The 24,032-nt window shown below is 44.7% G+C and carries 20 protein-coding genes; 15 read left to right on the forward strand and 5 right to left on the reverse strand.

Annotation, left to right across the window (positions count from 1 at the left end; translation table 11 throughout):
- Positions 1 to 4: 4 nt before the first annotated feature.
- Both imuA and KIV41_RS07240 read right to left on the reverse strand, forming a co-directional pair.
- Positions 5 to 697 (reverse strand): translesion DNA synthesis-associated protein ImuA, encoded by a 693-nt coding sequence (imuA, locus tag KIV41_RS07235; RefSeq protein WP_285335970.1) that lies wholly within the window; start codon positions 695 to 697, stop codon positions 5 to 7.
- Between the two features lie 131 nt (positions 698 to 828).
- The gene (locus tag KIV41_RS07240; RefSeq protein ID WP_285335971.1) at positions 829 to 1,575 is read right to left on the reverse strand and encodes a YciK family oxidoreductase; all 747 of its coding nucleotides are present in this window, start codon (positions 1,573 to 1,575) and stop codon (positions 829 to 831) included.
- Positions 1,576 to 1,853: 278 nt separating this feature from the next.
- On the opposite strand from KIV41_RS07240, the gene sohB reads away from it, so the two are divergent.
- From sohB to KIV41_RS07280, 8 genes are all read left to right on the forward strand, one after another.
- Positions 1,854 to 2,915: a protease SohB gene (gene sohB / locus KIV41_RS07245; protein ID WP_285335972.1), complete on the forward strand. Its 1,062-nt coding sequence runs from the start codon at positions 1,854 to 1,856 to the stop codon at positions 2,913 to 2,915.
- 211 nt (positions 2,916 to 3,126) lie between these two features.
- Entirely contained in the window at positions 3,127 to 3,807 is a 681-nt protein-coding gene (gene cmk / locus KIV41_RS07250) for a (d)CMP kinase (RefSeq protein ID WP_010449241.1), read from the forward strand.
- A 110-nt stretch (positions 3,808 to 3,917) separates the two neighbouring features.
- A complete protein-coding gene (gene rpsA, locus KIV41_RS07255; RefSeq protein ID WP_010449240.1) occupies positions 3,918 to 5,588 on the forward strand; it encodes a 30S ribosomal protein S1 in 1,671 nt (556 codons plus the stop codon).
- A gap of 213 nt (positions 5,589 to 5,801) precedes the next feature.
- A complete protein-coding gene (gene ihfB / locus KIV41_RS07260; protein WP_010449239.1) occupies positions 5,802 to 6,086 on the forward strand; it encodes an integration host factor subunit beta in 285 nt (94 codons plus the stop codon).
- Positions 6,087 to 6,266: 180 nt separating this feature from the next.
- Positions 6,267 to 6,560, forward strand: a complete 294-nt coding sequence (locus KIV41_RS07265) for a lipopolysaccharide assembly protein LapA domain-containing protein (RefSeq protein ID WP_010449238.1) — start codon at positions 6,267 to 6,269, stop codon at positions 6,558 to 6,560.
- Positions 6,561 to 6,578: 18 nt separating this feature from the next.
- Positions 6,579 to 7,754, forward strand: a complete 1,176-nt coding sequence (lapB, locus tag KIV41_RS07270) for a lipopolysaccharide assembly protein LapB (RefSeq protein ID WP_010449237.1) — start codon at positions 6,579 to 6,581, stop codon at positions 7,752 to 7,754.
- Between the two features lie 84 nt (positions 7,755 to 7,838).
- Positions 7,839 to 8,540, forward strand: coding sequence for an orotidine-5'-phosphate decarboxylase (gene pyrF, locus KIV41_RS07275; RefSeq protein ID WP_285335973.1), 702 nt, complete (start codon positions 7,839 to 7,841; stop codon positions 8,538 to 8,540).
- Positions 8,541 to 8,954: 414 nt separating this feature from the next.
- Positions 8,955 to 10,793, forward strand: coding sequence for an extracellular solute-binding protein (locus KIV41_RS07280; RefSeq protein ID WP_285335974.1), 1,839 nt, complete (start codon positions 8,955 to 8,957; stop codon positions 10,791 to 10,793).
- A 44-nt stretch (positions 10,794 to 10,837) separates the two neighbouring features.
- Here the strand turns inward: KIV41_RS07280 and KIV41_RS07285 are convergent, their stop codons facing one another.
- Together KIV41_RS07285 and KIV41_RS07290 are read right to left on the reverse strand one after the other, a co-directional pair.
- Positions 10,838 to 11,620: a tRNA isopentenyl-2-thiomethyl-A-37 hydroxylase MiaE gene (locus KIV41_RS07285; RefSeq protein ID WP_010449234.1), complete on the reverse strand. Its 783-nt coding sequence runs from the start codon at positions 11,618 to 11,620 to the stop codon at positions 10,838 to 10,840.
- A 125-nt stretch (positions 11,621 to 11,745) separates the two neighbouring features.
- Positions 11,746 to 12,510, reverse strand: a complete 765-nt coding sequence (locus tag KIV41_RS07290) for a hypothetical protein (protein ID WP_010449233.1) — start codon at positions 12,508 to 12,510, stop codon at positions 11,746 to 11,748.
- 357 nt (positions 12,511 to 12,867) lie between these two features.
- Here KIV41_RS07290 and cysB point away from each other — a divergent pair, with 357 nt between their 5' ends.
- Together cysB and KIV41_RS07300 are read left to right on the forward strand one after the other, a co-directional pair.
- Positions 12,868 to 13,842: an HTH-type transcriptional regulator CysB gene (gene cysB / locus KIV41_RS07295; protein WP_010449232.1), complete on the forward strand. Its 975-nt coding sequence runs from the start codon at positions 12,868 to 12,870 to the stop codon at positions 13,840 to 13,842.
- 53 nt (positions 13,843 to 13,895) lie between these two features.
- Positions 13,896 to 15,092 (forward strand): methyltransferase, encoded by a 1,197-nt coding sequence (locus tag KIV41_RS07300; protein WP_252040889.1) that lies wholly within the window; start codon positions 13,896 to 13,898, stop codon positions 15,090 to 15,092.
- Positions 15,093 to 15,185: 93 nt separating this feature from the next.
- Here the strand turns inward: KIV41_RS07300 and ald are convergent, their stop codons facing one another.
- Positions 15,186 to 16,310, reverse strand: coding sequence for an alanine dehydrogenase (gene ald / locus KIV41_RS07305; RefSeq protein WP_010449229.1), 1,125 nt, complete (start codon positions 16,308 to 16,310; stop codon positions 15,186 to 15,188).
- A 156-nt stretch (positions 16,311 to 16,466) separates the two neighbouring features.
- Here ald and lrp point away from each other — a divergent pair, with 156 nt between their 5' ends.
- The 5 genes from lrp to serS all read left to right on the forward strand — a co-directional run bounded on the left by lrp (position 16,467) and on the right by serS (position 23,765).
- Positions 16,467 to 16,961 (forward strand): leucine-responsive transcriptional regulator Lrp, encoded by a 495-nt coding sequence (lrp, locus tag KIV41_RS07310; protein ID WP_038882782.1) that lies wholly within the window; start codon positions 16,467 to 16,469, stop codon positions 16,959 to 16,961.
- A gap of 150 nt (positions 16,962 to 17,111) precedes the next feature.
- On the forward strand, positions 17,112 to 20,309 hold the full coding sequence (locus KIV41_RS07315) for a DNA translocase FtsK 4TM domain-containing protein (RefSeq protein ID WP_285335975.1): 3,198 nt from the start codon (positions 17,112 to 17,114) through the stop codon (positions 20,307 to 20,309).
- 74 nt (positions 20,310 to 20,383) lie between these two features.
- A complete protein-coding gene (gene lolA, locus KIV41_RS07320) occupies positions 20,384 to 21,010 on the forward strand; it encodes an outer membrane lipoprotein chaperone LolA (protein ID WP_010449221.1) in 627 nt (208 codons plus the stop codon).
- The gene (locus KIV41_RS07325; RefSeq protein WP_029561011.1) at positions 21,011 to 22,366 is read left to right on the forward strand and encodes a replication-associated recombination protein A; all 1,356 of its coding nucleotides are present in this window, start codon (positions 21,011 to 21,013) and stop codon (positions 22,364 to 22,366) included.
- Positions 22,367 to 22,457: 91 nt separating this feature from the next.
- The gene (gene serS / locus KIV41_RS07330) at positions 22,458 to 23,765 is read left to right on the forward strand and encodes a serine--tRNA ligase (RefSeq protein ID WP_005437179.1); all 1,308 of its coding nucleotides are present in this window, start codon (positions 22,458 to 22,460) and stop codon (positions 23,763 to 23,765) included.
- Positions 23,766 to 24,032: the final 267 nt, after the last annotated feature.

The following is a 24,032-nucleotide window of genomic DNA, read 5'->3' on the forward strand; positions in this document are numbered from 1 at the left end:
ATCGCTAACCTTGGCTCGCTAATGGGAAATTGACCACGGTCGATGGAATATGAGTTGTATTTGGCATTACTAATTGCGGGTAGTGGTGCTGGAAGTTGATATTGACACTACCTTTACTCCAGCCGCCTTTTCGTTTGAGAATCTCCACGCTGACACCTTGTTCATGGCCTTGCAATTTCAGACTCAATGAAACAGGTAAAGACAAACGATTGGTCATGTTGGGTTTGAGCATAAACAGAGGGCAAGAACCTTGCTCACTCGCCACTTGCAGGCGTTTTACTTGGTGGATCTCTAGCTCATCTTGCCATAGCAAAACGTTGGTACACACGCCGCTCTTGAGGCATTGCTCCGCTGCCCATAATGCATCACGCTGATGTTCAGGTGTGATCACCCACACCTGGTTGATGTCCAAGCCAATGCTGTGGAGGAACAATGAATTTATCAACGCTGGTGGCTGAATGAATGCTGTTACCCCTCTCGAAAGAGATGCTTTTAAGTAAGGCGCAAGCAAACGCAGCTCACCAATGCTGCCTACGGATTCCATTTCTACCACACCGTGAGGAGGAAAGCCGCCGCCAAGCAGGGCATCTAGATCAGGAAAACCAGAACTATGGAGGAACTGATGGTCGTCTGCTTTGGTTAAATTTGCTTGCCAAACAAGATGTTGGCTTTTTAAGTGTTGGATGATGTCTTGCATGAATAAAATACCTGTATATATATACAGTATATTTCTGTAGGGAAAAGTCGCAAGATTTTTATAGGAAGAAATACGAAAAAAGGCAGCGTTTGCTGCCTTTTCAATCGATTATGTGAGGTAACCTGAGTTGGTTACTTACGCTTTGGCTGCGCGTCGATACATTGGCCGTTTACATCAGTGACCGCAGGATCCATTAAATGAAGGTACAGCGGCATGATATCCAGTGGAGTTTTTAGTGTATTCGCATCTTCACCTGGGTAGGCTTTTTCACGCATACGAGTGCGAGTTGCACCCGGGTTAATTGCATTAACGCGAATTGGCGTGTCGCTCAACTCATCTGCCAATACCTGCATCATGCCTTCTACGGCAAACTTAGAAATAGCGTATGAACCCCAGAAAGCACGACCAGAGTGACCAACGGTTGAAGAGGTAAAAACAATACGCCCCGCGTCTGATTTTCGCATGATAGGTAGCAGAGCTTGAGTCATCAGCACTTCGGATTTCACGTTAATCTGCATGATGTCGTCGAAATCTTCTTCATTGATTTGCTCAAATGGACACAGCGTGCTGAGAACGCCGGCGTTGTGCAATAGGCCATCCAAGCGACCAAATTGACCTTCGATGGTTTCTGCCATATCGATGTAGTGCTGCTTTGTTGCACCTTTCAGGTCAAGTGGGATGATCGCAGGCTGAGGGTAGCCCGCAGATTCGATTTCATCGTAAATGGATTCAAGGTTTTGAACGTTTCGACCAAGTAGAATCACAGTCGCACCGTGCTGAGCGTAAGAAAGTGCAGCTTGGCGACCGATACCATTACCTGCACCAGTGACAAGAATGACTTTATCTTTTAGGGCATCTGCTGAAACGGAGTAGTTCACGGTAGTAAATCCTTATTATTGTATCTAGTTCCGACGTACAGGCTTCATGTTCGTTTGTGTAGAAATGCGCCTGTTTCTCAATGGAAAATCTTGGTAATCGTGACAAGTTGGTTACAATACACCAATTCATGTGTTATACCAATTCCAGAACGGTTGTCCGGTATGTTATTTGAACGCTATCAATCAGAACAAGAGGTTACTGATTTTCTTGCCTTCTCTCTGATTTTTCTACGTAACATATTGATGACTATCACTGGTATGAGATAGAGGAACTCTCATTGGAATTTTTATTAGATTACGGTCTGTTTTTAGCCAAGATTATCACCGTTGTAGCGGCAGTTGTTGTGCTGCTGATTATTGCAAAATCAGCAGGTGGTAAGTCAGGCGCGGCAAAAGGCGAATTAGAAGTTACGAATCTTTCTGAGCGTCATAAAGATGCGGTAGAGCAACTAGAGCATCACTTACACGATGACGCTTTCATCAAAGCGCGTGATAAAGCGGTTAAGAAAGAAGAAAAAGAAAAGAACAAATCTCGCGAGAAAGAAATCAAACAAGCGAGCAAAGAAGGCTCTCTTGATAGCAAACGTGAACCACACCTGTTCGTTCTGGATTTCAACGGCAGTATCGACGCCAAAGAAGTAGCATCACTGCGTGAAGAGGTGACAGCAGTATTAGCCGTCGCTCGCGAAGGTGATGAAGTTCTGCTTCGTCTAGAGTCTGGTGGTGGCATGGTTCATGGCTATGGCTTGGCATCTTCTCAACTTGATCGAATCAAAGCAGCCGGTCTGCCTCTGACAATTTCTGTCGATAAAGTAGCAGCAAGTGGCGGCTACATGATGGCGTGTGTGGCTGACAAAATTGTGTCAGCACCGTTTGCGATTGTTGGCTCTATTGGCGTTATTGCGCAGATCCCTAACTTCAACAAACTGTTGAAAAAGCATGATATCGAATACGAACAGCTGACTGCGGGTGAGTACAAACGTACACTGACCATGTTTGGTGAGAACACCGACAAAGCGCGTGATAAGTTCAAGCAAGAGCTTGAAGAAACGCACGTACTATTCAAAGACTTCATCCGTGAGCGTCGCCCAACGCTAGAGCTTGAAAAAGTGGCAACAGGTGAGCATTGGTTTGGTACGCAAGCGAAAGAGCTAGGGCTGGTGGATGAAATCAGTACTTCTGACGACCTTGTGGTTGCGGCATGCAAAGAGAAAACAGTGTTGGCCGTTCAATACGTACAGAAGAAAAAACTGGCGGATAAACTTGCTGGCGTTGCTAGCAAAGTGGCTGATAGAGTGGTGCTGAAACTTGCAGAGCGCGGTCAAAAGCCGATTGTTTAATCAATAATACGGCTATTTAAAGTAAAAACGGCGAGGGTGAAAACTCTTGCCGTTTTTATTGGAACTTTCCCCAATAGCGTGAATCCAACTGCGCATTAGGTGTAATGCTTTACAGGACATTTTTCCTCGCCCCAGAGGGCAATTACCCGTATAATACGCGCCTCGAAAACCGAGCAAATTGCTGAAAAAGAAATTATAGGTGGAGAAGAACATGTCCTCTCAAACTCCGGTTGTTACCGTAGATGGACCTAGTGGTGCAGGTAAAGGCACTTTATGTATGTTGCTAGCAAAGAAGTTGGGCTTCCATCTTCTTGATTCTGGCGCGATTTATCGTGTACTTGCACTTGCAGCGATTCACCACGGTGTAGACACTGAGTCAGAAGACGCGCTTGTCCCACTAGCTACTCACCTAGACGTTCAGTTTGTTGCTGAAGGTGACCTAGTAAAAGTGATTCTAGAAGGCGAAGACGTTTCAGGTGAACTTCGTAAAGAAGAAACCGGCATGGCTGCGTCTAAAGTGGCAGCACTGCCACGCGTTCGTGAAGCATTATTGCGTCGTCAGCGTGCATTTGAGACCGCTCCGGGTCTTGTTGCTGATGGTCGTGACATGGGTACGGTTGTATTCACGGGTGCACAAGCGAAAATTTTCCTTGATGCAAGTGCAGAAGAGCGTGCAAATCGACGCCTTAAACAGTTGCAAGATAAAGGGTTAGATGTTAGATTTGCTGACCTTTTGAGCGAGATCCAAGAGCGTGACGACCGAGATCGTAACCGCCCAGTGGCGCCACTACGCCCTGCAGAGGATGCGCTTGTGCTAGATTCTACGTCGATGACTATCGACGAAGTGGTAGAAAAGGCACTACAATATATCGAATCGAAGCTAGCTGAGTAATGATACTCGGCTAGACTAAGAGCGTTGGTCGCAAGGATGATGACTGGCGAATTTAATAACCCCATGCGGTAGGATACCCGTGGACGTTTAATTTATTGAAGATTAAATAAATGACTGAATCTTTTGCTCAACTCTTTGAAGAGTTTCTAAACGAAACAGAATTCCAACAAGGCAGCATCGTTAAAGGTACTGTAGTAGCTATCGAGAACGGTTACGTTCTTGTTGACGCTGGTCTTAAGTCTGAATCTGCTATCCCTGCTGAACAGTTCAAGAACGCTGCTGGCGAACTTGAAGTTGAAGTTGGTGCTGAAGTAGACGTAGCTCTAGACGCTGTTGAAGATGGTTTCGGTGAAACTCAACTTTCTCGTGAGAAAGCTAAGCGTCACGAAGCTTGGATCGTTCTTGAGAAAGCTTACGAAGAAGCTGAAACTGTTGTTGGTATCATCAACGGTAAAGTTAAAGGCGGTTTCACTGTTGAACTAAACGGTATCCGTGCTTTCCTTCCTGGCTCTCTAGTAGACGTACGTCCAATCCGCGACACTGCTCACCTAGAAAACAAAGAGCTAGAGTTCAAAGTTATCAAACTTGACCAAAAACGTAACAACGTAGTTGTTTCACGTCGTGCAGTTATCGAATCTGAGAACAGCGTTGAGCGTGACGAGCTTCTAGAAACTCTACAAGAAGGTTCTGAAGTTAAAGGTATCGTTAAGAACCTTACTGACTACGGTGCGTTCGTTGACCTAGGTGGCGTTGACGGTCTTCTACATATCACTGATATGGCTTGGAAGCGCGTTAAGCACCCATCTGAAATCGTTAACGTTGGTGACGAGATCCAAGTTAAAGTTCTTAAGTTCGACCGTGAGCGTACTCGCGTATCACTAGGTCTTAAGCAACTAGGCGAAGATCCATGGGTAGCAATCGCTAAGCGTTACCCAGAAGGTCACAAACTAACTGGTCGCGTAACTAACCTAACTGACTACGGCTGCTTCGTTGAAATCGAAGAAGGCGTTGAAGGTCTAGTACACGTTTCAGAAATGGATTGGACTAACAAGAACATCCACCCATCTAAAGTTGTTAATGTTGGCGACGAAGTTGAGGTTATGGTTCTTGAGATCGACGAAGAACGTCGTCGTATTTCTCTAGGTCTGAAACAGTGTAAAGCTAACCCATGGCAGTCATTCGCTGAAGCACAAGCTAAAGGCGACAAAGTTACTGGTAAGATCAAGTCTATCACTGACTTCGGTATCTTCATCGGTCTAGAAGGCGGCATCGACGGTCTAGTTCACCTATCTGACATTTCTTGGAATGTTGCTGGCGAAGAAGCTGTACGTGAGTACAAGAAAGGCGACGAGATCTCTGCAGTTGTTCTAGCAGTAGACGCTGAGCGTGAGCGCATCTCTCTAGGCGTTAAGCAAATGGAAAACGACCCATTCAATGCTTACGTTGCTGATAACAAGAAAGGTGTTCTAGTTAACGCTACTGTAACTGCTGTTGACGCTAAAGGCGCTACAGTTGAAATCGCAGAAGGCGTTGAAGGCTACATCCGTGCTTCTGAAGTATCTCGCGATCGCGTAGAAGATGCTTCTCTAATCCTAAGCGCTGGTGATGTTGTTGAAGCGAAGTTCACAGGTGTTGACCGTAAGAACCGCGTAATCAACCTATCTATCAAAGCTAAAGATGAAGCTGATGAGCAAGAAGCAATGGCATCTATCAACAAGCAAGACGAAGCTGCTTTTGGTAATGCAATGGCTGACGCTTTCAAAGCTGCTAAAGGCGAATAATTTACTCGCTTAAGCTAAAAAGGAGCCGCAAGGCTCCTTTTTTATGCTTGTTACAAACTAAGTAGTAATACTAATGTCGATAAACTATCTTGGTAAAAGGCATTTTTTCATTACGCATTTTGCATAAAATTTGTCTAGAATTGATAGCAAGTGTTTGTTGGAATTAGTATTACTTACTATAATGAGTGATAAAAATACTCTAAGAGGGCAACTATGACTAAGTCAGAACTGATTGAAAGACTCTGCGCTGAGCAAACACACTTGTCAGCGAAAGAGGTAGAAGATGCTGTAAAAGATATTTTGGAGCATATGGCCTCTACACTAGAGACCGGTGATCGTATCGAGATCCGTGGCTTTGGTAGTTTTTCTCTTCATTACCGCGAGCCTCGCGTAGGTCGCAACCCTAAAACTGGCGACAAAGTGGAATTAGAAGGTAAGTACGTTCCTCACTTTAAACCAGGTAAAGAATTGCGTGAACGCGTAAATATTGGCAGTTAATTGTCAACTAACGGTTTGAAAAAGCGGCATACTCTACAGTATGCCGCTTTTTTATAGCCAAAAAGTGAGCAAGTAGAGTTGAATCTAGCACCTAGAAGTGACTTCGGTATAATATACGTGGTCTGAAGAAACATTTTCCTGCATAATCTTACCTACTTACTCCTCTAAGGGTGATGTAATATGAAAATTATAAAAATTATCGCTGTACTAGCTCTCTTTTTAATTGCACTGGCTTTAGGTTCTCAAAACCAAGAGATCGTAGCTTTCAACTACTTAATTGCAAAAGGTGACTTCCACCTTTCAACATTGTTAGGTGTTGTATTTGTGGTTGGCTTCGCATTGGCATGGGTAATCTTTGCTAGCATTCAGTTTAAGACGCAGCTTCAAGTTCGTCGTTTGAAAAAGAAACTGAAAAAATACGAGCCGATAGAAGCACAGAAACCTGCAAAACCTGCAGTAGAAAAACAGGCATAAGGATAAGGCCCAACTTTAATGCTTGAACTACTCTTCTTGTTATTGCCGATAGCCGCCGCGTATGGCTGGTACATGGGGCATCGCAGCGCTCAGCAAGACAAGCAGAAGCAATCTCATCAAATATCCCGTCAATACGTGACGGGTTTAAACCTGCTTTTGTCTGACCAGTCAGACAAAGCGGTTGATCACTTTATTGAATTGCTCCAAGTCGATAATGAAACGATAGATACCCATCTAGCGCTGGGTAATCTTTTCCGTTCTCGAGGTGAGGTGGATCGCGCAATTCGTATTCACCAAAATCTCATCTCACGTTCTGGCCTGACCTTGGATCAGAAAAATCTCGCTCTTCAGCAGCTAGCTAAAGATTATATGGCTTCGGGCTTTCTCGACCGTGCTGAAAAGATATTCGAGCAGTTAGTTGAAGAACCCGATCATAAAGAAGGCGCTTTGCAGCAGCTTGTCACCATTTATCAACAGACCCGAGAGTGGGATAAAGCAATTTTCTATGCCAATCAGCTTTCCAAGCTAGGTAAAAAGCGCACACGAATTCGTGCCAATATTGCCCATTTCTGGTGTGAGCTTGCCATGCTTGACCAAGCTGACGGTAATACCAATAAAGCCATTCAACACTTCAAGAAAGCACTCTCGGAAGATCCGAAATGCGTCCGCGCCAGTATTTCGCTGGGACGACTGTATTTAGAGTCTGAAGACTATAAGCACACTATTAAGTATTTGACTGGCGTACTAGAGCAAGACAAAGACTTCGTCAGTGATGTACTGCCTACCATTGCGGAGTGTTACCATCATCTTGGTCAAGAAGAAGAGTTGGTAGAATTTCTACGTACCTGTATAGGTAAAAAAGCGGGCGTGTCGGCCGAGTTAATGTTGGCTCAGCTTGTTGCTCATCATGACAGTGTCGGTGCTGCTCAAGAACTGTTAACTAAACAGTTATTGAAAAATCCTACCATGAAGGGCTTTTATCGCCTTATCGACTACCATATTGCAGAGGCGGAGGATGGCCGTGCAAAAGACAGTTTGTCGACGCTTCAAGCAATGGTTGGTGAACAGTTAAAAGTTAAACCACATTACCGATGCAGGAAATGTGGTTTTTCCACTCATTCCCTTTACTGGCATTGTCCATCTTGTAAAGGATGGGGGACGATCAAGCCAATCCGAGGATTGGACGGTGAATAATTTTAATGCAGCTGGCAGAGTTTCTGTCCGCTGCATTTTTTTAACCTTTTATTTAATAAGAACCAAAACTAGTTAGGAGATGAAATGATCGACCAAAAAGTTATTGTCGCACTGGATTATGACAACCAAGCAGATGCACTTGCGTTCGTAGATAGAATTGATCCTGCGTCATGTCGCCTAAAAGTAGGCAAGGAAATGTTTACGCTATTTGGTCCTGATTTCGTACGTGAGCTTCATAAACGTGGTTTCTCTGTGTTCCTAGACCTGAAGTTTCACGATATCCCGAATACGTGTTCAAAAGCAGTTCGCGCTGCGGCTGAGCTAGGTGTATGGATGGTGAACGTTCACGCGAGTGGTGGTGAACGTATGATGACGGCATCTCGTGAGATTCTTGAACCTTACGGTAAAGACCGTCCACTGCTGATCGGCGTGACTGTGCTTACAAGCATGGAGCAAAGTGATTTGGCAGGTATTGGCTTGGACGTTGCACCTCAAGAGCAAGTGATTCGCCTAGCAACGCTGACAAAGAATTCAGGTCTTGATGGCGTAGTATGTTCTGCGCAAGAATCATCGCTACTGAAGAATGAACTTGGCAAAGAGTTTAAGTTAGTGACTCCGGGTATTCGTCCAGCAGGCTCAGAACAAGGTGATCAACGCCGCATCATGACGCCAGTAGATGCAATCCAAGCAGGTTCTGATTACCTAGTGATTGGTCGTCCTATTACTCAAGCTGCTGACCCTTCAGCAGTACTAGCTACAATTAATGCAAGCTTGTTAAACATGTAAGTTTGAACAACATAAAATTAAGAAGGCGGAGTGGTAACACTTCGCTTTTTTGTTTACTGCTTTCCTCAAAAAGTCGAAAGGCTAGAGTCTTGATATTCACGAAGAAGCTAGGACTTCTAACTATAATGATCACACTTTAGTAACATAATGAGTTGTGATGATGGAAATGTGCAACCATGTGTTATTGATGGGTTGCGTTACAAATACGTAACGAATACTATGCAATAGATGCATTCACTGCGTTGTAAGGTCTAGGATGACCTAGTGAAACTCTCTGATTTTAATACTGAAATAGAATGGAACTTGCTTAGTATTATCTCCTTCATGATTTCTTGAACTGCGTTCACCGCATTCTCTCTGGGGTTCACTTGTTTTTTCCTAGTTTACGACGTAAACACAACAAGGAAGAATACAATGATAAGAAACCTGCCACTTACGGCACTGGCAACCTTGGTCGCTACGAGCTTTCAAATGAACGCTACGGAACTGCCAGCTGATATCGAATGGATTTCAAATAATAACGAACCATTATTTGCCTCAGAAGAAGCAGTAAGAGGCGGGACGCTGCGTACTTATATGCTGAGTTTTCCTCAGACTCTTCGTAGTGTAGGCCCTGATGCTAACTCCGGTCTTCGTCAGTACTTTATGGATGGTGCTCCAAAACTGGCTCAGCGTCACCCAAATACGGGTAAATGGATTCCTCAGCTTGCTAAAGAGTGGGCGTTTGGTGATGACAATAAAACCGTTTACTTCAAGCTTGATGACACAGCGAAATGGTCGGATGGTGAAAAAATCACCGCGGACGATTACGTGTTTATGATGAAGTACTACACATCTAAAGACATTATTGACCCTTGGTATAACGACTTCTTCAAAAACAGTATCCTGAGCGTCGAAAAGATCGACGAGTATACCATTAAAGTTGATCTCGCCGTTGCGCAAAGCCATGACTCATTGATGGTAATGATCAACATGCCAAGTAATGGTTTTCAACCTCGTCCAGAGCATTTCTTTGCTAAAGAAAAAGATGAAAATAATGATGGTATGCCGGACAACTTTGTTCGTAAGTTCAACTTTAAGGCTGAACCTACCGCTGCGCCATACTACTTAGATAAAGTTAAGAAAGGTAAGAGCGTAACGTTTAAACATGTTGGTGACGATTGGTGGGGCTACAACAATCGTTATTACAAGAATCGCTACAATGTAGATAAAGTGCGTATTACAGTGATTCGCGATCAAGACATTGCGATGAAGCATTTTGAAAAAGGTAATTTAGATTACTTTGACATGGTATTACCAAACCTTTGGCATGACAAAACAAGCGGTGATGTCTATAAAAATGGTTATGTGCAGAAGTATTGGGGATTCAACCAAGCACCTCAAGGCGCTGGTGGCTTATGGATGAATACTGCTATGCCAATGCTAGACGACTTAGAAGTACGTAAAGGTGTCATGGCTGCAACGGATTATGACGGCATGATTGAAAACATCATGCGTGGTGACTACTCGCGTAAACCTCATGGTCTTGGCTTTGGTCATGGTAACTATGATGATCCTAATAACACACCTCCAAAGTTTGATGCCGCAGCTGCGATTAAGCACTTTGAGAAGGCAGGCTTTGATAAGATTGGCGCTGACGGTGTTCGTATTAATGACAAGGGGCAACGCTTAAGCTTTGCAATTACCTATGGTTACAACTCATGGACTCCACGTATTGCTTACTTGAAAGAGCAAGCAAAACTGGCTGGCTTGGAATACACACTGAATCTTGTTGATGGTTCATCGGCATTTAAGTATATCCTTGAAAAGAAACACCAATTAGCCTTCTTGAATATGGGCTCTGGTGAGATTCCTGCGTACTGGGAGTACTTGCACTCTGATAACGCGAACAAACCACAAACTAACGCGCATACGAATTACAGCAGTCCTGAGCTAGATAAGCTGATTGAAGCATATGACAATGAGTTTGAGCAGCAGAAACGCTACGACCTATCACGCCAGATCCAAAAGTATGTATCTGAAGCGAATATCATTGTTCCTGGATACATGGTTCCTTACACGCGTGAAGCACACTGGCGTTGGGTTAAAGTACCAAAAGATGGTATGACGAAGAGCACAGAGTGGATGTTCCACCCAATGGATGTTGGTAACTTCTGGATTGATAAGACAGCGAAGAAAGAAACAGAAAAAGCAATGAAAGCGGGGAAAGCCTTCCCAGAAGTCACTTTCATTGATGAGCGATACAAGCTGTAATCGAACAGAGAATAAAGAGCCCACCATTAGGTGGGCTTTTTATTTTAAGCAACTTTAGAACTGGGTACGCCGCTATGAAACTTAAAGTCGTCGTCTAGAGTGCTAATTAGTTCCGCTTCGATTTGGCCGAAATAAGTCACACGCTCACTAATATCTTTACCAGCAATTTGCTCTGCGAGTATCAAGTAATCTTGATAGTGACGCGCTTCTGAACGTAGTAGGGATACGTAGAATTTTGCGATATCGTCATCCATGTGCGGGGCTAGTTTTGCAAAACGTTCACAAGAGCGAGCTTCGATGTACGCACCAATGATGAGCTTATCAATCAAAGTTTCTGGCTCGTGTGTTTTCATGTGCGAAATTAGAGTTTTTGCATAGCGACTAGCTGGAATGTTTTTGTATTCCACCCCACGGCTCTCCATGATTTCCAATACTTGGTAGAAATGGTGCAATTCTTCTTTGATCAGTAAAACCATCTTATCAATTAGATCTTGGCTATATGGCGAATCTGATTTTGCAATGATCGCTTTAGAGATATTACTTTTACCCTTCAATGTCGCAAGTGAGCCCGTTTTGCGATAAGCGAAATCTTCGTAGGGTTTGAACCAATCGAGTAGGGTGTGGGCACTAGTCTGGTCTACTGCGTATTTACGGATCAAGAACATCGCTGACTGCCCAGCCTTGAGTTCACACAGTAGATGATCCAACAAAATAGTTTGAAGGTTTTCTGGCTTTTTTGCTTCCTCAACCCATTCATCTGGGGTGCTGCATTGCAAGAACTGGTTAATTGGAGCAAGAAGATCCTGATAGGCGTCGAGATTAATCATTTTAATTTTTAGCACTTTACATTCAAATTTTATCTATTCAGCTTATGCCTATTCAAAACGATAAGACGTAAAAAAGGCTGCAAACGCAGCCTTTAATCGAATAGGGTGGAAAGCTTTTATCGAGTTTACCACTTTTTCTTTTCACCGAAGAGTGCTTCCATATCATTGTCACGCTCTTTATCGGCAATTTGCTGGACCTCGGCATCATTCTTATCTTGACGTTTCTTATCTAAGTCACCAAGCATTTCTTCAAGTTTTTGTTTAGCTTGAACAGAGTAAGCATCATTTTTTGTGCTTAGAGCATCAATACCTTTACGAAGCAATTGTAGTGCAGTGCCAGGCTGACCTCGAGCGATAGAGTCATTCGCTCGTTTGATTACGTTTTCGATGTTGATGCGGATTTGCATTGTTTCTAGACGAGCGTTTTCAGTCACGTACGTCTGAGTATCTAGGCGGCCTTTGTTGTGCTCATTTCGGATAGTGTCACGTAGGCGCTTAACCAGCTTAAGCATAACAATCGCTTGCTTATCACTGGTTGGTAGCTTAAAGCTGGTGCTATCTCCACCTTTATAATTGGCTTTCAACTGGTCGATTTGTTGCTTCATATTTTCGATTCGTTGAACAAGCTGCTTATTCTTTGGATCTAGCTCTCGCATGCTTTCCAGTGCATCGAGAATGCGGTTATTAAGACACACTAAAAGTTCTTTACTGAAAGGAATATGGTGCGCATGTCCGATAAGTTCTTCAGTCCCATCTATGAGTGCTACATATCGAGCTGATTCCTGTCTTCTCGCAGTTTCAACTTTAACTTTATATTGCAGCATGATGTTATAGCCGAGCACCAACACCAATAAGATGGCAACTAAGGCAATGATTAAACCAATATTCATATCTTCTGTGTCTGCTTATATTTTTTTGATGGCTAGCGTTCAAGAATACATGAATCTTATCTTACTCGGCACCCCATTTGTTTGATTATTTTGCATTAGGCACATTTTGATGATGAATTGAACAAAGAATGCGGCCTAAAGAACAAATAAAGCGTTCTACGCGCAAGGATTTATGAACCTAACATCTCGAGGTTACTTGGGTGTATATGGGTATAAGTTAGAAAGATCTGTTAATTTAATGGTTAACACGTTATAACTAAAGATTATATCGTGCCAGCTAAATAGCTTGATGCGCTTATGCGTTCGGCAAGATGACACGATGTCCAATGTTCATCTCCATTTGAGTAAGGGATTACTATGAAACTGCAGCAACTGAAGTACATTGTTGAGGTTGTTAACCATAATTTAAATGTGTCTGCTACCGCAGAAAGTCTATATACGTCCCAACCTGGTATCAGCAAGCAAGTTCGTTTGCTTGAAGATGAGCTTGGTATTCAAATATTTGAGCGTAGCGGAAAACATCTAACTCAAGTGACGCCTGCAGGTGAGGAAATTATTCGAATTTCTCAAGAGATTCTTGCTCGCGTTGAAAGTATCAAGGCGGTCGCAGGTGAACATACACACCCAGAAATGGGCACGCTGAACATCTCTACAACTCATACTCAAGCACGTTATGCATTGCCAGATGTAATCAAAGGCTTTACGGCTCGTTACCCGAAAGTATCGCTGCACATGCACCAAGGTACGCCTTCACAGATGTCTGAAGCGATTGCCAAAGGCACGGCGAACTTTGCGATTGCAACAGAAGCGCTTCATCTCTACCAAGATGCCATCATGTTGCCTTGTTACCACTGGAATCGTTCTATCGTGGTACCTAAAGATCACCCTCTTGCGAAAAAAGAGACGGTAACCATTCATGATTTGGCTGCATATCCTCTAGTTACCTACGTGTTTGGATTTACAGGGCGTTCGGAGCTAGATACCGCATTTAATCGTGAAGGCCTAACGCCACGCGTTGTGTTTACGGCAACTGATGCAGACGTAATCAAAACTTATGTCCGTATGGGTATTGGTGTTGGTGTGATAGCAAGTATGGCTGTCGATGAGGAGCAAGACGGTGATCTGGTTGCGATTGACGCTAGCCACTTATTTGGTGCAAGCACTACGAGTATTGGTTTCCGTCGTGGTACCTTCCTGCGTTCATACATGTTCGACTTCATGGAGCGTTTTGCTCCACATTTAACTCGCCCTGTCGTTGAGCAGGCGATTTCACTGAAGTCGAACGCGGAAATCGAAGAGATGTTTAAAGACATCGAACTTCCGGTTAGATAACACTTCATTGATGTTTCGATTCCCTCTACAATGCGCTCGTTGTAGGGGGAGCTATGAAAACGCAATTTCAATTTATTAATGACTGCTTAATCGAAAACCAATCTTTGTGGCGATTCGAGCCATTTAAAAGCAGCATTCACACATCATTACCATGGCAAGAGCAACATCCCCAGTTGTGCCAGTGGCTAGCGTCTCTTAGTCCCTTTCAAATCGAAGAATACAAAGCAGAGCCCGAACTTGCGTTGAAAGCGCTTAGCCCGTTTTTACCTGAACTTAAGCAACTCGCTGATCTTACCCATTTAGAAACGTTGACTTTAAACGGTTTGGAGCTTGCCCGTGGTTTAGATAACGGCATCCCCGGTCGTAAATTGGAGCAAATTAGCTCGATGGGAGAAGCGGCGATTCAGCTTCATCATGGTGAAGAATGGTTAGAGTGGTGTTCAGGCAAAGGTTATTTGGGGCGAATCCTGACGACGCAAACCGATCAGCCCGTCACCAGTTTTGAATACCAACAGGCACTGTGCGATTCGGGGCAACAAGCGGCGAATGAGCATCATTGGAAGATGACGTTTATTCAAGGTGACGCGTTCGATAGCAAAGCGAAGGCGGTGTTTAAGCCGACGCAACACGCGGTGGCACTGCATGCGTGTGGTGATCTCCATGTTCGTTTGATGCAGTATGGCAGCGAAAATGGTGTGGCAGCAATGACGATCTCACCTTGCTGTTATCATTTGATTCAGTCTGAGCAGTATCAGCCGATGTCGGAGCGGGTCAGAGCGTCTTCTCTCTCGTTGTCTAAGCAAGAGCTACGTATTCCGCTACAGCAAACTGTGACAGGTGGTGAACGTGTACGCCGTCATCGTCAGCAAGAAATGGTATTTAGGCTGGGGTTTGATTTAATCACTCGACAAGGTTTGGGTATGGAAGGGTATCAGCCGGTGCCAAGCATTCGTAAGTCGCAGTTAAGTGATGGTTTTGAGTCTTTGTGCCGCTGGGCGGCGGATCAGAAGGGCATCGATCTTTCTCAACAAATCAACTTCGATTATTTTGAAAAGTTAGGCGAACAACGCTTTTGGCAAATGGAGCGTTTGAGCCTGGTTCAGTTGGTCTTTCAACGGCCGTTGGAGATTTGGCTTGCTTTGGACAAAGCACTTTATCTTGAAGAACGTGGTTATCGTGTTAGATTGGCAGAGTTTTGCGCTAAATCTGTCACACCTAGAAACATATTAATTTGTGCTTATAAGGTTTAGTTATTTTTTATAATTAAATGCTCTATGCAAAAAAGCCCACTTTAGAGTGGGCTTTTGTAAACAAAACGTGACAATTTATGCGTTATTTTGTCATTAGTTGAACATTGCGATAGCTTGCGCTGGTTCAACATATTCTAGGTCAAAGCTCTCAGCAACTTCTTTACAAGTCACTTTACCGTGGATAACGTTTAGACCTTCAAGGAAGCCGTTGTCTTCTAGAAGTGCTTCACGGTAGCCTTTGTTTGCAAGCTTCACGATGTATGGAAGCGTTGCGTTGTTCAGCGCGAATGTTGAAGTACGAGCAACTGCACCTGGCATGTTTGCAACACAGTAGTGAACCACTTCGTCAACGATGTAAGTTGGGTCTGCGTGCGTTGTTGCGTGAGAAGTCTCGAAACAACCGCCTTGGTCGATTGCTACGTCAACGACCGCCGCGCCTGGCTTCATCTTAGCAATGTGCTCTTTTGTTACCAGTTTAGGTGCTGCTGCACCAGGGATAAGAACCGCACCGATAACTAGGTCTGCTTCTAGAACATGCTTCTCAATAGCGTCTTCTGTAGAATAAACCACTTTAGCGCGACCTTGGAATTCCTCGTCTAGTTTACGTAGTGTGTCTACATTACGGTCTAGGATTGTAACGTCTGCGCGAAGACCAACAGCCATACGAGCTGCGTTTGCGCCAACGACACCACCGCCCACAACAACGACTTTCGCTGGTTCAACACCAGGAACGCCACCTAGAAGTAAACCACGACCCCCGTGTGATTTTTCTAGAGTTTGGGCACCAGCTTGGATAGACATACGACCAGCAACTTCTGACATTGGTGCTAATAGTGGCAAACGACCCATATTATCTGTTACAGTCTCATAGGCTATACAGACAGCTTTGCTCTTGATTAGCTCATCAGTTTGTGGAAAATCTGGTGCTAGGTGTAAATAAGTAAATAAAATCTGCCCTTCGCGGAGCATTGCTCTCTCGATAGCTTGGGGTTCTTTTACTTTGACAATCATGTCTGCTTTCGCAAACACGTCAGCAGCAGTAGGAAGAATGGATGCGCCTACAGCGATGTAGTCATCGTCTGAAAAACCGATGCCGGCACCTGCATTGGTCTCAACAAAAACTTGGTGACCATGTGAGATGAGTTCTCTCACGCTAGCTGGGATCATGCCCACACGGTATTCGTGGTTCTTGATTTCCTTAGGTACGCCAATGATCATCCTGTGTCCTCTTTCTATAATGGTTGTATTAACTGTTTGTAGGGTGTTATTGTCGAATTAATATCTAGTATAGATATTGTTTTACAAAATTTGGCCCTAAATATTAAAAAGTTGTAGTATATTTTTTTGCAAGGAAGTAATAAGGTGGAATAAAAAATGGCAGACAACTATAAAAAGCCGTCCAAGGAACTAGACCGTATCGACCGCAACATTCTTAATGAATTGCAGAAAGACGGTCGTATTTCAAACGTAGAGCTTTCAAAACGTGTAGGACTTTCTCCGACTCCATGTCTGGAGCGTGTACGTCGATTGGAGCGTCAAGGCTACATCACAGGTTACACTGCGTTACTAAACCCGCAGTATCTAGATGCATCTCTACTCGTGTTTGTAGAAATCACTCTAAACCGTGGTGCACCAGATGTGTTTGAGCAGTTTAATGCCGCTGTTCAAAAACTAGACGACATTCAAGAGTGTCATCTAGTATCAGGTGATTTCGACTATCTTCTAAAAACCCGTGTATCTGACATGGGTGCATACCGTCGACTACTAGGCGATACGTTACTGCGTCTTCCAGGCGTAAATGACACTCGTACCTATGTAGTTATGGAAGAAGTGAAACAAACTAACCAGCTAGTGATTAAAACTCGTTAAATTATTGCAAAGAAAGCGGTATATGCTTCCGCTTTCACCATTGAATAATTGGGTTTTTCTCTTTGATATGGTTAAATCAATTTACCGAGCGGCTTTTGCCGCTCGGATTGTTTTGCTTATTTATTACTCATATCGTATTCAAGTTGATTTATGTTCAAAGAGAACGCTAAGAAAGTCGAAACTATTATCAAAACCAGTGAAGAGCCTCAGTCTTCACGACTCAATGGCTTCCAACGCTTAAAAGAATGCTGCCTGATTGTTGGCGTTCTCAGTTCAGTTTTACTCGCCGTCGCATTATTCACTTTTAGTCCTGCCGATCCTTCATGGTCACAAACGGCTTGGGGAGGGGAGATTAATAATGCTGGCGGTGTGTTTGGAGCTTGGCTTGCTGATACCTTATTCTTTACGTTTGGTTCGCTCGCTTATCCTATACCTTTCCTATTGATCATCGGAGCGTGGGTTGCTTTTCGTAAACGCGGAGAGGATGACCCTATAGATCTGATGCTTTGGGGTACCCGCCTGCTTGGCTTGGTTATTTTGATCTTAACCAGTAGCGGCCTTGCGGATATTAACTTCGACGATATTTGGTACTTTTCATCAGGTGGTGTAGTCGGTGATGTTCTGACAAGCTTATCGCTGCCAACTCTAAACGTGCTAGGTACCACTCTGGTTCTATTGTTCTTATGGGGTGCAGGTTTTACCTTGTTTACTGGTATTTCATGGCTTTCGATAGTTGAATGGCTTGGAGATAAATCTCTAAGTTTGCTTTCTGCTATTTTGAACAAGGTTCGCGGAACAGAAAAAGAAACCATCGAACCTCAGCTAGATGAAGTTGTTGCAGATAGTGTGCCTCAACGTCTCAATGAACAAGAGACTGAGACTGAGACTGAGGATGAAGTACTTCCGCATCTTACTGCTTATGATATTGATGACAGTAAAGAGCCAGAGCCTGTACATGAATACCCAATCTACATGCCTCAATCGGCAGCAAAACCGTCTCAACCGCCAGAAGAGGCGCCAACTCCTGCAACGCCGGCGGTAATGGTCAATACAGATAATGTTGATCCAGAGGTTGAGCGAACTAAGCAGCTAAATGTCACCATTGAAGAGCTAGAAGCGGCGGCGCAACAAGCCGACGACTGGGCTGATGAAGTGCCACAAGTTCAGCAGCCAGTTATTGATACTGTTGTTACTCAGCCTGAAGTCTCACAACCTGTTTCTCAAGATTCAGTTCTACAGCAAGCTGTTCCTCAACAAGCTATTCATCAGCAAGAATTGCCGCAAGAACCGCTTGTTCAGCCTGAACCTGCTGTATCAGAACAGTACGATAACGAGCCAAGTTATGACGAATACGCTCAGTTTGCAGCAGAGCAAGCTCAGCACGAACAGCCTTCAATTCATGCATCGTTTGAGCAAGAAAATACAGAGAAACCTCAACACGAAGAGCCTGTGATTAACGCTGCAGCACTGGATAACATTGTTGAACAAGCTGAGCCAAGCCAGCACATCGAACCAACGATTTCGAATCTAGATGTTTTAGATGAAGAAGATGAGTACCAAGCGCAGCAGGCTCAACCAACTTATATGGAGCCGCAACAAGCAGCTGTTAACCCACAAGAAGCTATGCAGGCTGTTCAAGAACAACCTGTGCAGCAACACGTTGCGTCTCAACCACAACCTGCATCGCCTTCAGCTACGTTTGAACCTGCACCTCAAGAAGTTGAGGTAGAAGAAGTTCAAGAAGGCGACCAAGATGTGGCTGCGTTCCAAAATATGGTATCGAGCGCTCAGGCAAAAGTGGTCGCTCAGCAAAATCCATTCTTGGTACAGCAAGAGCAAAACTTGCCAGTACCAGCAGAGCCACTACCAACGCTAGAATTGCTTTACCACCCAGAGAAGCGCGACAACTTTATCGATCGTGATGCTTTGGAAGAAGTGGCTCGTCTCGTTGAAACTAAGCTTGCAGACTACAAGATTAAAGCGGACGTGGTCGGCATTTATCCTGGTCCTGTTATCACTCGATTCGAACTTGATTTGGCGCCAGGTGTAAAAGTAAGCCGAATTTCTGGTCTATCTATGGACTTGGCTCGTGCCCTGTCTGCAATGGCTGTGCGTGTTGTAGAAGTGATTCCGGGCAAACCTTATGTAGGTCTTGAGTTGCCTAACATGAGCCGCCAAACGGTATTCCTATCTGATGTAATCAGTAGCCCTCAGTTTGAACAAGCAACGTCACCAACAACGGTAGTACTTGGTCAAGATATCGCCGGTGAAGCGGTTATTGCTGATATTGCGAAGATGCCTCACGTGCTAGTAGCGGGTACAACCGGTTCTGGTAAATCAGTAGGTGTAAACGTGATGATCTTGAGTATGCTATACAAAGCATCACCTGAAGATTTGCGTTTCATCATGATCGACCCGAAAATGTTGGAGCTTTCCATCTACGAAGGTATTCCTCATCTTCTTTCAGAAGTTGTAACGGACATGAAAGATGCGTCTAACGCACTGCGTTGGTGTGTGGGCGAGATGGAACGTCGTTACAAACTGATGTCGGCACTGGGTGTACGTAATGTGAAAGGCTTCAACGAGAAGTTGAAGATGGCAGCAGAAGCGGGTCACCCAATTCACGACCCATTCTGGCAAGAAGGCGACAGCATGGACACTGAGCCGCCGTTGCTAGAGAAACTGCCTTACATCGTTGTGGTTGTCGATGAATTTGCCGACCTAATGATGGTGGTAGGTAAGAAGGTTGAAGAACTGATCGCTCGCTTGGCGCAAAAAGCGCGTGCGGCAGGTATTCACTTGATCCTTGCGACGCAGCGTCCATCGGTTGACGTTATTACCGGCCTGATTAAAGCAAACATCCCAACGCGTGTGGCGTTTACTGTATCTACAAAGACGGACTCACGTACTATCCTTGACCAAGGCGGTGCAGAATCGCTATTGGGTATGGGTGATATGCTTTACTTACCACCGGGCTCAAGCCATACGACCCGCGTTCACGGTGCGTTTGCATCGGATGATGATGTTCACGCTGTTGTGAACAACTGGAAAGCGCGTGGTAAACCAAACTACATCGATGAAATCATCAGTGGCGACCAAGGCCCAGAAAGCTTACTTCCAGGCGAGCAGATGGACTCGGATGAAGAAGTGGATCCACTGTTCGATCAAGTGGTTGAGCACGTGGTTCAATCGCGTCGTGGTTCGGTTTCTGGCGTACAGCGTCGATTCAAGATCGGCTACAACCGAGCGGCTCGAATTGTTGAGCAGCTTGAAGCACAAGGCATCGTAAGTGCTCCAGGTCATAACGGTAACCGCGAAGTATTGGCTCCTGCGCCACCAAAAGATTAATGAACTTGTGTTACTCACCTCAGTCCAAATGAGGTGAGTAACTTTAGGTCTTTGACCCTCTGATAGGTATTTGAATGAAAAAACTATTTTCAGCGAAACTTTTTTCTACGCTTGTTTTAAGCTTTTCTCTCTTCTCTACTGCAAATGCAGCGACACCTAAAGATGAATTAAACAAACGTCTTTCTATGAACGATGGTTTCAGTGCGGACTTCTCTCAGCAAGTTATCAGCCCTGAAGGCGAAACGGTAATGGAAGGAGAAGGCACGGTTGAGATTGCTCGTCCGAGCTTGTTCCGTTGGAGCACCACATTCCCTGATGAAAACTTGTTGGTTTCTGACGGTAAAACATTGTGGTACTACAGCCCGTTCATTGAACAAGTGAGTATCTACTGGCAAGAGCAAGCAACCGAGCAGACGCCATTTGTTTTGTTAACGCGTAACCGTGCAAGTGATTGGGATAACTACCAGATCTCTCAAAAAGGTGATCAGTTTACTCTTATTCCTACCGCGGTAGACTCCACACAAGGCCAATTCCAGATTAATATTGATGCTAAAGGTGTGGTGAAAGGCTTTAACGTGGTTGAGCAAGACGGTCAGAAAGGCTTGTTCACCTTTAACAATGTGAAGCTTGGTAAACCTAAGGCAGATAGATTCACATTCACAATTCCAGATGGCGTGGAAGTGGATGACCAAAGGAATTAATTGGCAGTGAGCAATTACACATTAGATTTCTCGGGGGACGAAGATTTTCGTCCCCTTGCTGCTCGTATGAGACCGGAAACGATTGAACAGTACATCGGTCAGCAGCATATTTTAGGTCCTGGTAAGCCACTACGCCGTGCGCTAGAGGCTGGTCATATTCACTCTATGATTCTCTGGGGACCACCAGGCACAGGTAAGACGACATTGGCGGAAGTGGCAGCAAACTATGCCAACGCTGAAGTTGAGCGTGTGTCTGCGGTGACGTCTGGCGTGAAAGAAATCCGTGCAGCGATTGAGAAAGCGCGAGAGAACAAAATGGCAGGCCGCCGCACCATCTTATTTGTTGATGAGGTGCATCGCTTCAACAAATCTCAACAAGATGCGTTTTTACCGCATATTGAAGATGGCACCGTTACCTTTATTGGTGCGACGACAGAAAACCCATCGTTTGAGTTAAACAACGCATTGCTGTCTCGTGCGCGTGTGTACAAGCTAACGTCTCTCGATAAAGATGAAATCTCGTTGGCGCTGAATCAAGCGATCAGTGACAAAGAGCGTGGGCTGGGTAATACGCCTGCACACTTCGCCGACAATGTTTTAGACCGCCTAGCAGAACTGGTAAACGGTGATGCTCGCATGTCTCTCAATTACCTTGAACTGCTTTACGATATGGCAGAGGACAATGCGCAGGGTGAAAAAGAGATCACATTGAAGTTGCTTGCGGAAGTAGCAGGGGAGAAAGTATCTCGCTTTGATAACAAAGGCGACATTTGGTACGACCTAATTTCTGCGGTCCACAAATCCATTCGTGGCTCAAACCCTGATGCTGCACTTTACTGGGCTGCGCGGATGATTGCTGCAGGTTGTGACCCTTTGTATATTGCCCGTCGATTGCTAGCGATTGCCTCTGAAGATGTGGGTAACGCGGATCCTCGTGCAATGCAAGTGGCACTGTCCGCTTGGGATTGCTTCACCCGTGTTGGTCCGGCAGAAGGTGAACGTGCGATTGCGCAGGCAATTGTGTATTTAGCATGCGCGCCAAAAAGTAATGCGGTGTACGTAGCATGGAAACAAGCCCTCACAGACGCCCATAACTTACCTGAATATGAAGTGCCGCATCACCTTCGAAATGCGCCAACCAGTTTGATGAAAGACATGGGTTACGGTGCAGAGTATCGTTATGCTCACGATGAGCCTGGCGCTTACGCCGCGGGTGAGCAATATTTGCCACCTGAAATGGACGATCGTAGGTACTATCAGCCTACAAATCGTGGTCTAGAGACCAAAATCGGCGAAAAGTTAGATTACTTGGCTACTTTAGACGCAAATAGCCCACAAAAGCGCTATGAAAAGTAGGCGTTTTTGGATACATTTGTTCAGTAAATTTTTTTAACGCGTACGCTTGGAAAGTGCGCGTGATTTCACAACACAAAGCATAGGATTAACAATGCTGGATTCTAAATTACTTCGTACAGAGCTGGATGAAACAGCTGCTAAACTGGCGCGTCGTGGCTTTAAGCTAGACGTAGATACTATTCGTAAACTTGAAGAACAACGTAAGTCCATTCAAGTAGAAGTAGAAAATTTACAATCCACGCGTAACTCCATCTCCAAGCAAATCGGCCAAAAAATGGCAGCTGGCGACAAAGAAGGCGCAGAAGAGATCAAGAAACAAATCGGTACTCTAGGTAGCGATCTTGATGCGAAGAAAGTTGAACTTGAGCAAGTAATGGCTCAACTAGATGAATTCACGCTATCTGTTCCAAACATCCCAGCGGATGAAGTGCCAGATGGCAAAGATGAAAACGACAACGTTGAAATCTCTCGTTGGGGTGAGCCGAAGTCTTACGACTTCGAACTGAAAGATCACGTTGACCTAGGCGAAATGGGCGACGGTCTAGACTTCGCAAGTGCTGTTAAGATCACTGGCGCACGTTTCATCGTGATGAAAGGCCAATTTGCTCGTCTACACCGTGCAATCGCTCAGTTCATGCTAGATCTTCACACTGAAGAGCACGGCTACACAGAAATGTACGTACCTTACCTAGTAAACTCTGACAGCCTATTCGGTACTGGTCAGCTTCCTAAGTTCGGTAAAGACCTTTTCCACACTGAGCCGCTAGTAGAAAAAGTAAACGACGAAGAGCCACGTAAACTGTCTCTAATCCCTACTGCAGAAGTGCCTGTAACGAACCTAGTTCGTGACACAATTTCTGACGAAGCGGATCTACCAATTAAGATGACAGCTCACACACCATGTTTCCGTTCGGAAGCAGGTTCTTACGGTCGTGATACTCGTGGTCTGATTCGTATGCACCAGTTCGACAAAGTTGAGCTAGTACAAATCACTAAGCCAGAAGATTCAATGAACGCACTAGAAGAGCTAACAGGTCACGCTGAGAAAGTTCTACAACTTCTAGAGCTTCCTTACCGTAAAGTGGTTCTATGTACAGGTGACATGGGCTTCGGCGCTCGTAAGACTTACGACCTAGAAGTTTGGGTTCCTGCTCAAGAAACTTACCGTGAGATCTCTTCATGTTCTAACATGTGGGACTTCCAAGCTCGTCGTATGCAAGCGCGTTTCCGTCGTAAAGGCGAGAAGAAACCTGAGCTTGTACACACGCTAAACGGTTCTGGTCTTGCTGTAGGTCGTACAATGGTTGCTATCCTAGAAAACAACCAAGAAGCAGACGGCCGCATTGCAATCCCTACAGTACTTCAGAAGTACATGGCGGGCGCAACGCACATCGGTTAATTCGTTAACCACTAGAACACCAAAACCCAGCCTTAGTGCTGGGTTTTTTGTTATCTGCGTCGAGTGAAAATACGTTGTTATGTAATTAGCACACGCATTAGTGACGAGCTCGCCCAGAATATGGCAGTAGATGAAAAATGATATTTTTCTAAGCGGTTTTTCACGTGACAAGCTAACGTCCTCATTTGTCTTTGTTGTTAAACTTTATGCCAGTAAACCACCTTTTATTACGTGTTATTTTTGCGCTTACCTTGCTCGTTTTCGGGA

The organism is Vibrio sp. D401a (assembly GCF_030248515.1).
GTDB classification, from domain to species: Bacteria; Pseudomonadota; Gammaproteobacteria; order Enterobacterales; family Vibrionaceae; genus Vibrio; species Vibrio rotiferianus.

What these genes read in the sequence shown, in the direction of transcription:
- imuA (WP_285335970.1), bottom strand. Translation starts at nt 697, where the DNA reads ATGCAAGACATCATCCAACACTTAAAAAGCCAACATCTTGTTTGGCAA.
- cmk (WP_010449241.1), top strand. Translation starts at nt 3,127, where the DNA reads ATGTCCTCTCAAACTCCGGTTGTTACCGTAGATGGACCTAGTGGTGCA.
- rpsA (WP_010449240.1), top strand. Translation starts at nt 3,918, where the DNA reads ATGACTGAATCTTTTGCTCAACTCTTTGAAGAGTTTCTAAACGAAACA.
- ihfB (WP_010449239.1), top strand. Translation starts at nt 5,802, where the DNA reads ATGACTAAGTCAGAACTGATTGAAAGACTCTGCGCTGAGCAAACACAC.
- KIV41_RS07265 (WP_010449238.1), top strand. Translation starts at nt 6,267, where the DNA reads ATGAAAATTATAAAAATTATCGCTGTACTAGCTCTCTTTTTAATTGCA.
- lapB (WP_010449237.1), top strand. Translation starts at nt 6,579, where the DNA reads ATGCTTGAACTACTCTTCTTGTTATTGCCGATAGCCGCCGCGTATGGC.
- pyrF (WP_285335973.1), top strand. Translation starts at nt 7,839, where the DNA reads ATGATCGACCAAAAAGTTATTGTCGCACTGGATTATGACAACCAAGCA.
- KIV41_RS07280 (WP_285335974.1), top strand. Translation starts at nt 8,955, where the DNA reads ATGATAAGAAACCTGCCACTTACGGCACTGGCAACCTTGGTCGCTACG.
- KIV41_RS07285 (WP_010449234.1), bottom strand. Translation starts at nt 11,620, where the DNA reads ATGATTAATCTCGACGCCTATCAGGATCTTCTTGCTCCAATTAACCAG.
- KIV41_RS07290 (WP_010449233.1), bottom strand. Translation starts at nt 12,510, where the DNA reads ATGAATATTGGTTTAATCATTGCCTTAGTTGCCATCTTATTGGTGTTG.
- cysB (WP_010449232.1), top strand. Translation starts at nt 12,868, where the DNA reads ATGAAACTGCAGCAACTGAAGTACATTGTTGAGGTTGTTAACCATAAT.
- KIV41_RS07300 (WP_252040889.1), top strand. Translation starts at nt 13,896, where the DNA reads ATGAAAACGCAATTTCAATTTATTAATGACTGCTTAATCGAAAACCAA.
- ald (WP_010449229.1), bottom strand. Translation starts at nt 16,310, where the DNA reads ATGATCATTGGCGTACCTAAGGAAATCAAGAACCACGAATACCGTGTG.
- lrp (WP_038882782.1), top strand. Translation starts at nt 16,467, where the DNA reads ATGGCAGACAACTATAAAAAGCCGTCCAAGGAACTAGACCGTATCGAC.
- KIV41_RS07315 (WP_285335975.1), top strand. Translation starts at nt 17,112, where the DNA reads ATGTTCAAAGAGAACGCTAAGAAAGTCGAAACTATTATCAAAACCAGT.
- lolA (WP_010449221.1), top strand. Translation starts at nt 20,384, where the DNA reads ATGAAAAAACTATTTTCAGCGAAACTTTTTTCTACGCTTGTTTTAAGC.
- serS (WP_005437179.1), top strand. Translation starts at nt 22,458, where the DNA reads ATGCTGGATTCTAAATTACTTCGTACAGAGCTGGATGAAACAGCTGCT.